Here is an 8,305-nt window from a genome sequence, read left to right on the forward strand (position 1 = left end):
TCGTCGCGGGTGGCGGCCTCCGCCGGGGTGGGGGCGGTGCCGCCGAGGTGCGCCGGCAGCCACCAACGGTCGTCGGGACCGGCCGGCTGCTCCGGATACTCCCGCTGTGCCCGGTCGACCAGCGCGCTCAGCCGGCTCTTCAGGTCGGCGGTCATCGCGTTCGCGTCCGGGTAGGCGGCCGGGTCCATCGGTTCACCCACCAGGATGGTGATCGGGGTGTGCCGGCGGGTCAGCGTGCGCGGGCGGCCCTTGGTCCAGAGCCGCTGGGTACCCCAGAGCGCCACCGGCAGCACCGGCACGGCCGCCTCGCGGGCCATCCGGGTGGCGCCGCTCTTGAGCTCCTTCACGGTGAACGACCGGCTGATCGTCGCCTCCGGGAAGACGCCGACCACCTCGCCGCGGCGCAGCGCGGTCATCGCGGAGGCGAACGACCCGGCACCGGCGCGGCGGTCCACCGGGATGTGCCGCATGCCCCGCATCAGCGGGCCGGAGAGCTTGTGCGTGAAGACCGACTGCTTGGCCATGAACCGCACCAGCCGCCGGGACTCGAGCGCGCCCAGGCCGCAGAAGATGAAGTCCAGGTAGCTGACGTGGTTGCTGGCCAGCACCGCCCCGCCGGTACGCGGGACGTGGTGGGCGCCCTCGACGGTGATCTTCAGGTCGAGGACCCGGAACAGCGTCTTGGCGGCGGCGATCACGGGCGGGTACACGAGTTCCGGCATCCGGCAACTTTAGCCCGCGTAGGTTACCGAACCGTAGGGGCGAGCGCTGGTGTTCGCCGGCTGCCGCCCGCCGGGCGGCCTTCTGCCCTCGGCAGAGCGGGCGGACGCAGCACCACGGACCGGTCAGGATGGCGGGGTGACCGAACGCGGGGTGTTGCTCTGGATCCACGGCGGCGGCTGGCGGGCCCGGTCGGCCGAGGACGGCGCGGCGCTGGCCGAGCACGGGCTCCGGGTGTTTCCGGCGACCTACCGGCTGTCCCATCAGGCGCACTGGCCGGCCCAGCTCGACGACGTACGCCAGGAGGCGCGGCGGGCCCGCGCGGCGGCCGGCGGGCTGCCCCTGCTGGTCGGTGGGGACTCGGCTGGCGCCACCCTCGCCCTGCACCTGGCGCTGCGCGGCGTGGACCGGCCCGACGACGTCACCGCCGGGCTGGCCTGGTGGCCGCCGACCGACCCGCTGGCGGCGGACTGGCGGCGGCTGCGGGCCGGCGACGACCCGTGGGCCGGGTTGCTCGGCCATCCGCCCGCCGCCGGCGACCCCGCCACCGTTGACGCGATCGTGACCACCCACGTCGGTAACAGGGTTCCGGTCCTGCTGGTGCACGGCACCGCGGACTCCGCCGTCCCCGCGAGCCAGACGGTCGCGTTGACCACGGCGCTGCTGACCGCCGGCCACCCGGTGCATGCCTGGGTGACCCACGGCGGCCACGCCCTCGACCTGCGCCGGCCGGATGTCGCCGCGGTGACCGCCGCCTTCCTCGACACCGTGCTGGCGCGCTGAGAAGCCCCGACGCCACCCGCTCATCCCGCACCCGGCCCAGCCTCAAGGGCCGGCGGGCCGGCGGAGGTCGTCCGCCGGCCCGCCCGGTCAGTCGGTCAGTGGTTCAGGTCGAGCCGGCCGCGGGCAAACGCGTCCACCTTCCCCCACCGCCCGGGGATGTCCAGCACCTCGATGCGGCCCATCCCGACCGGCAGCCGCGGCTCCACCGCGAGGTGTCCCTCGTGCGGCTCCAAGCCGAGCATGGTGCGCAGCAACAGCAGCGGGGTGCCGGTGGACCACGCCTGCGGGCTGCACGCGGTCGGGTACTCGACCGGAAACTTGGTCAACTCGCGCGGGTAGCCGCCGAACGCCTCCGGCAACCGGCCGTCGAAGTACGTGGCGGCGTCGAGGATGCCGCTGGCGATGGTGGCCGCCTCGTCGGCGAAGCCGTACCGGCGCAGCCCCCAGGCGATGAACGAGTTCTCGAACGGCCAGATCGTGCCGTTGTGGTAGCCGATCGGGTTGTAGCGGACCTCCCCCTCGGCCAGCGTCCGGACCCCCCAGCCGGAGAAGAGCCGGGGCCCGACCAGGTGGTGGGCGATCTTCTCGGCCCGCTCGTGGTCGACGATCCCGCTCCAGAGCAGGTGGCCGATGTTCGAGCTGAGCGTGGCGCACTGCCGGCCGTCCGGGTCCAGGGCCAGCGCGTAGTACTCGCCGTCCTCGACCCACCAGTCCCGGTTGAACCGCTTCTTCAGCTCCGCCGCCTCCCGCTCCAACTGGTCGGCGTACTCCGGGTCGTCCCAGCACTCCCGGGCCAGGCGCGCGGCCCGCATCTTCGCGTCGTACGCGTACCCCTGCACCTCGCAGGTGGCCCGCGGGAACGGCGGCAGCGTGCCGTCCCGGTAGGAGATCGAGTCCCAGGAGTCCTTCCAGCACTGGTTCTCCAGGCCGGTGTCGGAGTTGCGCCGCTCGTACCAGATGTAGCCGTTGCCGACCAGGTCGGCGTAGTCGTCGGCCCACTTCAGCGCGGCCCGCGACTCCCGCTCCAGCTCCTTGACCAGGGCCACGTCCCCGGTCCACCGCTCGTACTCGTCGAGCAGCACCACGAACAGCGGGGTGGCGTCCACCGACCCGTAGTACGGCGAGTGCGGCTGCTCCTCGAAGGCGGCGGTCTCGCCGTAGCGCATCTCGTGCAGGATCCGGCCCGGGTCCTCGTCCCGGAAGTCGTCGAACCGGGTGCCCTGGAGGGCGGCCAGGATGCGCAGCGTGGTCTTCGACAGCTCCGGCGTGAACGGCAGCGTCTGCAGGCAGGTGAGGATGCTGTCCCGGCCGAACATCGTCATGAACCAGGGCAGGCCGGCCGCCGGCAGCGCAGCCCCACCCAGGGAGAGCGGGGAGAAGCGCAGCGCCGCCAGGTCGATCAGGCTCCGCCGGTAGGTCGCGGCCAGCCGGTCGCCCTCGCTGTTCACCTTGGGCGCGGTGCGGACCCATTCCTCAAGGTCGTGCTGCAGAGCGAGCCGCTCGGTGCCGTGCGCCCGCAGCCCCATCCGGAGGTCCCGCCCGCCGGGCCCGAGGGCGAGGGTCTGCACGGTGACCTGCGTGTCCCAGTGCTCGTTCGGTTCCAGGTGGATGGTGTACGCGAAACCCTGGCCGTCGTAGCGGGCCGGGGCGGACGAGGAGATGATCGTCTCCCGCTTGAAGTTGCCCCGGCGGTAGCCCAGCCGCAGGCGATCGGACTCGACCTCGCTGTAGATCTCGCCCTTCTTGTTCAGGATCTCGTCCTTGACCTGGAACAGGTCGGCGAAGTCCGACCCCGCCTCCATCCGGACCTCAAGGTCGACCGGCTTCTCGTCGTGGTTGAGGATGCTGATCGTCTCCCGGAAGCTCCCCCCCACCGTGCGCTCCCGGATGATCGACAGCTTCGCGTCGATGTAGTGCGTCGCCATGCCCGGCACCAGGAAGAACCGCGCCTCGTAGTACTGGAGGTCGTCGTAGGAGAGCGCGTTGAGCCGCTCGCCGTTGACCGTCAGCACCCACGTCGACAGGAACCGCGTGTCGAGGGAGAAGAGCCCCGTCGGCTCGCTCGGCGTCGCCTCGATGTCCCCGGTGTCCTCGGAGACCACGAAGTTGTTTCCGTCCAGGATCCGGACGTTGCTGCTCCGCGCCATCAGCGCACCTCCCCCTTGAAGCGCCGGCGCGGCCCCCGGGCGTCGGGCGGGCCCGGGAAGATCCGCTCCAGCTGCACCACCAACCGGGGGTCGCCCGTCACCGTCATGTCCCCGCGCAGCAGGGCTGCGATCCCGTGCTCCCGCCCGGTGGTCAGGTCCTCGAAGAGCGCCGGACTGGCCCCGACGACGGTGTCCGCTTCGAGGTCCTCCTGACTCACGTTGACCCGGCCCCGGTCTATCCTCAGCAGCCAGTGCGTGGTGTGCGCCCCCTCGTGCAGATCGAAGCGCAGGGTTCCGGAGGACTTCGCGAGCAGGGGTTCGTACCCCCGCCGGTCGAGGTCCTCGAAGAACCGCGTGGTCGCGTCCACCATCGGGTCCTCTCCTCCCCGTTCGGTCGGTCCCGCCCGCCGACCGGCGGGCGTACGTTTCGCGTACGTCCCGCCGGCGTCCGGCGTTCGACGTCCGAGATGGGGTGCCCACCCGGTCCCGGGTCAATCTCGCCCGGATCGGGTGAACGACCGGCCGTGATGTCGTACCGGAGCAGTAGGTTGCGGAAATCCGGACGGCGAGCGGGGGCGGCATGGCGGGCGGCGGAGCGGAGGTCGACCGGGAGCGGGTCCTCGCCTATCGGGCGACCGCACAGGAGCTGCACCGTCCGGGTCGCCGGCCCGCCGACCTCGCGGTGCTGGAGCTGGGGGTGCAGGACACCCCCTACGGCTCGGCCCGGCTGGCGCTCGCCGCCCGCGGCGTGACCGCCCCGGTCGACGACCGGGTCGAGCTGGTCTGGTCCCTGCGCGGCGCGCCGCACCTGCACCGTCGGGCGGAGCTGCCCGCGCTCGCCGCCGCGATCTGGCCGCTGAGCGACGCCGACGCCGCCCGCCGGATCGCCGGTCAGATCCGCGCCGGGGCCGGATTGGGGCTGGCGGCGTTCACAGCCGCGGCGACCGCGTTCGCCGAGATGGTCACCGCGCCCATGGCGAAGGGGGCGGCGAGCCGGGCGGTCAGCCAGCGGGTGCCGCCCGAGCTGACCTACGACTGCCGCGCGTGCGACGCCCGGCACATCTCCGGGTCGCTCTTCCAACAGGCCGGCCTGGCCGGCGGCGTCCGGCTGGAGGTGGCCGGCCGGTCGGCGGCGCTCGCGCCGCTGCCCGGCTGGCCGGGCCCACCCGCCCGGGCCGACGGCACCACGGCGGTCGTTCTGGCGTACCTGCGGCTGCTCGGGCCGGCCACCCCGGCCGATGTCGCCGGCTTCCTCGGCACCACCGCCACCGCGCTGCGCCCGGTCTGGCCAGACGGGCTGGCCGAGGTGCGGGTTGACGGCCGCCGAGCCTGGTTGCCGCCGGAGCGCCTGGACGCCCTGCGCACAGCGGAGCCGCTGCCCGGGGTTCGGCTGCTCCCACCGGGCGACCCGTTCCTCCAGGCCCGGGACCGGGCCGTGCTGGTGCCGGAGAAAGCCCGCCAGGCGCAGCTCTGGCGGATCCTCGGCAACCCGGGTGCGCTGCTGGTGGACGGGGACGTGGCCGGCACCTGGCGGGCGAAGCAGGCCGGCCGGGGCGCTCTGGAACTGACCGTCGCCCCGTTCGGCGCGCTGCCGGCCCGGGTCCGCCGGGATCTCGACGTCGAGGCGGCCGTGGTGGCCGCCGCCCGGCAGGCGACCGACGTGCACCTCCGCGTCGAGCCGGCCTGACCGGGCTCGCCCCGACCGGCCGCGGTACCCGCGCCGGGCCGGGCGAGCCGCGGCCGCCCCCGCCCGGTCGGACATGCCGGGACCGGATGCCGCCTGTGGAGCCGCCGCGCCTGGTCGGAGCCGGCGCGCCGGGGCCGGACGAGCCGCGACGCCGGCCCCGCCTGGTCGGAGCCGGCGCGCCGCGGCGGACGGTCAGTTGTTCGGATCGTCGGCGCTGATGTCGGCGAGCACCGACTGGGGTTCCCGCTCGACCGCCAGGTCGCCCATCGAGACGAGGCCGACCAGCCGCCCGTCGTCGACGACCGGCAACCGCCGCACGGCGTAGGTGCGCATCAGGTCCGCCGCGGCCACCGCGTCGTCGTACTGGCTCACCGTGACCACATCCTTCGTGGTGACCTGGTTGAGCCGGGTGGTGGCCGGGTCCATGTTCTCCGCCACGCCCCGCACCGTGATGTCCCGGTCCGTGACGATGCCCACCACGTCGTCGCCGTCGGTCACCACCACGTCACCGATGGCGCTGTCGCGCATCTCCTGTGCCGCCGCGACCAGTGTGTCGTTGCCGTCCATCGTCACCAACCGGGTCGTCATGAACTCTCCGACCGTTGTCATGGTGCTCCCCTCTCGGTGTCGGCACCGCGGTCTACCCGTCGCCGCGGGCGGGGTAACGGCCGGAGTGGCGCGGTGACCGGCGATCGGGGATACGCCTCGTCGCCCGTCTCGTTCACCCGTGGCCGGATGAGCGACCACGAACGGGAGCTTTCGCGACACCGTCGCCGTACGCGGCGAAGTTCGGCGGCGAGTCGGCGTCATCGTCGTGGCACCGGGATCAGCGGCCCCGTGACCGGCTGACGCTCGGCCGGGCCGGGAGGGCGCGCCCCGACCCGGTGGACATCACATGTCATGAGTGGGCGTCGGGCCGCTAGCGGCGCGGGCGGTCAGCCGCGGGGCGAAACCCCATAGACGCGGTCCACGTGCAGGCGCAGCACCAGCCGCCGCTCGGCGACCATCGCCCGCCGGAAGTCGGCCCAGTCCGGGTGCTCGCCCTGCACCGACCGGAAGAGGCCGGCCAACTCCTCGACCGTGGCGTCGCCCGGGTCGGCGGCGACCGGGGTCAACTCGGCCCGCGCCTCCGCCACCGCGTACGCCCAGCCGTCGTCGCTGCTGACGTGGAAGCTGGCCCGCGGGTCCCGGCGCAGGTTGGCGGTCTTGGCCCGGTCGTCGGTCACCGAGACCCGGATCAGCCCTCGCTCCCGGTCGAAGGCGTAGACCACGTTGGACAGTTGTGGCCGCCCGTCCCGCTTGATCGTGGCGAGCACGCCGAGCCGCCGACCGGCGATCAGCTCGGTCAGGGCGCGCTGGGTCTGGTCCTCGGGCACGGCACCTCCACGTCGGTCGTCCTGGCCGGACTCCATCCAAGCACGGCGCCGGACCGCCAACGCCTGGTCGCCGGGGCGACCAGGCGGGCCAGGCGGGCCAGGGTGGCCAGGGTGGCCCGACACTCCCGCCCAGCGCCGGACCGTCCACCGCCGCGACGGTGAGCGCCGGCAGCGTCCGGGATCCGGGCGAAGCCGGCCGAGTTGGTCGCGCAGATCGGCCGCCCGCTGTACCAGGTCATGCGGCACGACCGCCGTCCCCGCGCGGTCGCCGTCCTGGCGGCGATGCCCCCGTCACCGGTGCGGCCAGCCGGCGGCGACGGACCGGCTCCCAGTCAGCTCGGCGACAGCGGGGCTGTCCGCTCAGACACGCACGAGGCTCACGACCACCGACTCGCGGCGGCGACGGACAGGGCTCGCGGTCAGCGACTCTCGGCGGCGACCAGCTCGGCGAGCTGCACCGCGTTGAGCGCGGCCCCCTTGCGCAGGTTGTCGTTGGAGCAGAACAGGGCGAGGCCGTGCTCGACGGTCTCGTCGGCGCGGATCCGCCCGACGTAGGTCGGATCCTGCCCGGCGGCCTGCAACGGGGTGGGCACGTCGCTGAGCGCCACGCCGGGGGCGCCGTCGAGCAGTTCCCGGGCCCGCTGCGGGGTGATCGGCCGGGCGAAGCGGGCGTTGATCTGGAGCGAGTGGCCGGTGAAGACGGGCACCCGGACGCAGGTGCCGGAGACCTTCAGGCCGGGGATCTCCAGGATCTTGCGGCTCTCGTTGCGCAACTTCTGCTCCTCGTCGGTCTCGGCGGAGCCGTCGTCGACGATCGAGCCGGCCAGCGGGAGCACGTTGAACGCGACCGGCTGGGCGAACGAGCGGGGCGCGGGGAACTCCACGGCCGACCCGTCGAAGGTGAGCCCGGTGGCGTGCTCGGCCACCTTGCGGACCTGCTCGTCCAGCTCGGCGACGCCGGCCAGGCCGGCCCCGGAGACCGCCTGGTACGTCGAGACGACCAGGCCGACCAGTTCCGCCTCGGCGTGCAGCGGGCGGAGCACCGGCATCGCGGCCATGGTGGTGCAGTTCGGGTTGGCGATGATGCCCTTGGGGCGTACGGCGGCGGCGTGCGGGTTGACCTCGGCGACGACCAGCGGCACCTCGGGGTCCATCCGGAACGCCGAGGAGTTGTCGATCACGACCGCGCCGGCGGCGGCGACCCGGGGCGCGAGCTCCTTCGCGGTGCCCTTGCCGGCGGAGAAGAGCACGATGTCGAGCCCGGAGTAGTCGGCGGTGGTCGCGTCCTCCACGCTGACCTCGCCGTCCCGCCAGGGCAGGGTGCGCCCGGCCGACCGCGCCGAGGCGAACAACCGCAGCTGCTCCGCCGGGAACTCCCGCTCCGCCAGCACCTGCCGCATCACGCCACCGACCTGGCCGGTGGCCCCCACAATGCCGATCCTCATGCCCGCGAGGCTACCCAGCCCGGCGACCCGACCGGGAACGCTTTCCCACCGCCCGGGCCAGCGTCACACCCGCCGCGGCAGGCCGCCGGCCGCCCTGGGCGGCCGGCGCGACCGCAATGACGCCGCCGGTCCGCCCGCCGGCCCGGA

Annotated in this window: 8 protein-coding genes; 2 read left to right on the forward strand and 6 right to left on the reverse strand. The window is 74.0% G+C overall.

Features of this window, described 5'->3' with window-relative positions:
• The coding region (locus C1I99_RS26250) for a lysophospholipid acyltransferase family protein (protein ID WP_111136865.1) at positions 1–722 on the reverse strand (722 nt) is incomplete at its 3' end.
• A 136-nt stretch (positions 723–858) separates the two neighbouring features.
• Between C1I99_RS26250 and C1I99_RS26255 the strand changes: the two genes are divergently transcribed.
• Positions 859–1,503, forward strand: a complete 645-nt coding sequence (locus C1I99_RS26255) for an alpha/beta hydrolase (RefSeq protein ID WP_111136866.1) — start codon at positions 859–861, stop codon at positions 1,501–1,503.
• A gap of 95 nt (positions 1,504–1,598) precedes the next feature.
• Here C1I99_RS26255 and C1I99_RS26260 read toward each other — a convergent pair whose 3' ends face one another.
• A complete protein-coding gene (locus C1I99_RS26260) occupies positions 1,599–3,650 on the reverse strand; it encodes an amylo-alpha-1,6-glucosidase (RefSeq protein ID WP_111136867.1) in 2,052 nt (683 codons plus the stop codon).
• Positions 3,650–4,021, reverse strand: a complete 372-nt coding sequence (locus C1I99_RS26265) for an SCP2 sterol-binding domain-containing protein (RefSeq protein ID WP_111136868.1) — start codon at positions 4,019–4,021, stop codon at positions 3,650–3,652. The genes C1I99_RS26260 and C1I99_RS26265 overlap by 1 nt, the downstream gene beginning before the upstream one ends.
• 209 nt (positions 4,022–4,230) lie before the next feature.
• Here C1I99_RS26265 and C1I99_RS26270 point away from each other — a divergent pair, with 209 nt between their 5' ends.
• A complete protein-coding gene (locus C1I99_RS26270; RefSeq protein WP_111136869.1) occupies positions 4,231–5,337 on the forward strand; it encodes a DNA glycosylase AlkZ-like family protein in 1,107 nt (368 codons plus the stop codon).
• Between the two features lie 192 nt (positions 5,338–5,529).
• On the opposite strand, the gene C1I99_RS26275 is transcribed toward C1I99_RS26270, so the two are convergent.
• From C1I99_RS26275 to C1I99_RS26285, 3 genes are all read right to left on the reverse strand, one after another.
• A complete protein-coding gene (locus tag C1I99_RS26275) occupies positions 5,530–5,946 on the reverse strand; it encodes a CBS domain-containing protein (protein ID WP_111136870.1) in 417 nt (138 codons plus the stop codon).
• A 326-nt stretch (positions 5,947–6,272) separates the two neighbouring features.
• Positions 6,273–6,749, reverse strand: coding sequence for a PPOX class F420-dependent oxidoreductase (locus C1I99_RS26280; protein ID WP_111136871.1), 477 nt, complete (start codon positions 6,747–6,749; stop codon positions 6,273–6,275).
• Positions 6,750–7,132: 383 nt separating this feature from the next.
• Positions 7,133–8,158, reverse strand: a complete 1,026-nt coding sequence (locus tag C1I99_RS26285; RefSeq protein ID WP_111136872.1) for an aspartate-semialdehyde dehydrogenase — start codon at positions 8,156–8,158, stop codon at positions 7,133–7,135.
• Positions 8,159–8,305: the final 147 nt, after the last annotated feature.

The sequence above is a fragment of the Micromonospora deserti genome (assembly GCF_003236335.1).
GTDB lineage: Bacteria > Actinomycetota > Actinomycetes > Mycobacteriales > Micromonosporaceae > Micromonospora > Micromonospora deserti.

Coding starts and splice junctions, on each gene's coding strand:
- C1I99_RS26280 (WP_111136871.1), bottom strand. CDS start 6,749: ATGGAGTCCGGCCAGGACGACCGACGTGGAGGTGCCGTGCCCGAGGAC.
- C1I99_RS26260 (WP_111136867.1), bottom strand. CDS start 3,650: ATGGCGCGGAGCAGCAACGTCCGGATCCTGGACGGAAACAACTTCGTG.
- C1I99_RS26270 (WP_111136869.1), top strand. CDS start 4,231: ATGGCGGGCGGCGGAGCGGAGGTCGACCGGGAGCGGGTCCTCGCCTAT.
- C1I99_RS26285 (WP_111136872.1), bottom strand. CDS start 8,158: ATGAGGATCGGCATTGTGGGGGCCACCGGCCAGGTCGGTGGCGTGATG.
- C1I99_RS26265 (WP_111136868.1), bottom strand. CDS start 4,021: ATGGTGGACGCGACCACGCGGTTCTTCGAGGACCTCGACCGGCGGGGG.
- C1I99_RS26275 (WP_111136870.1), bottom strand. CDS start 5,946: ATGACAACGGTCGGAGAGTTCATGACGACCCGGTTGGTGACGATGGAC.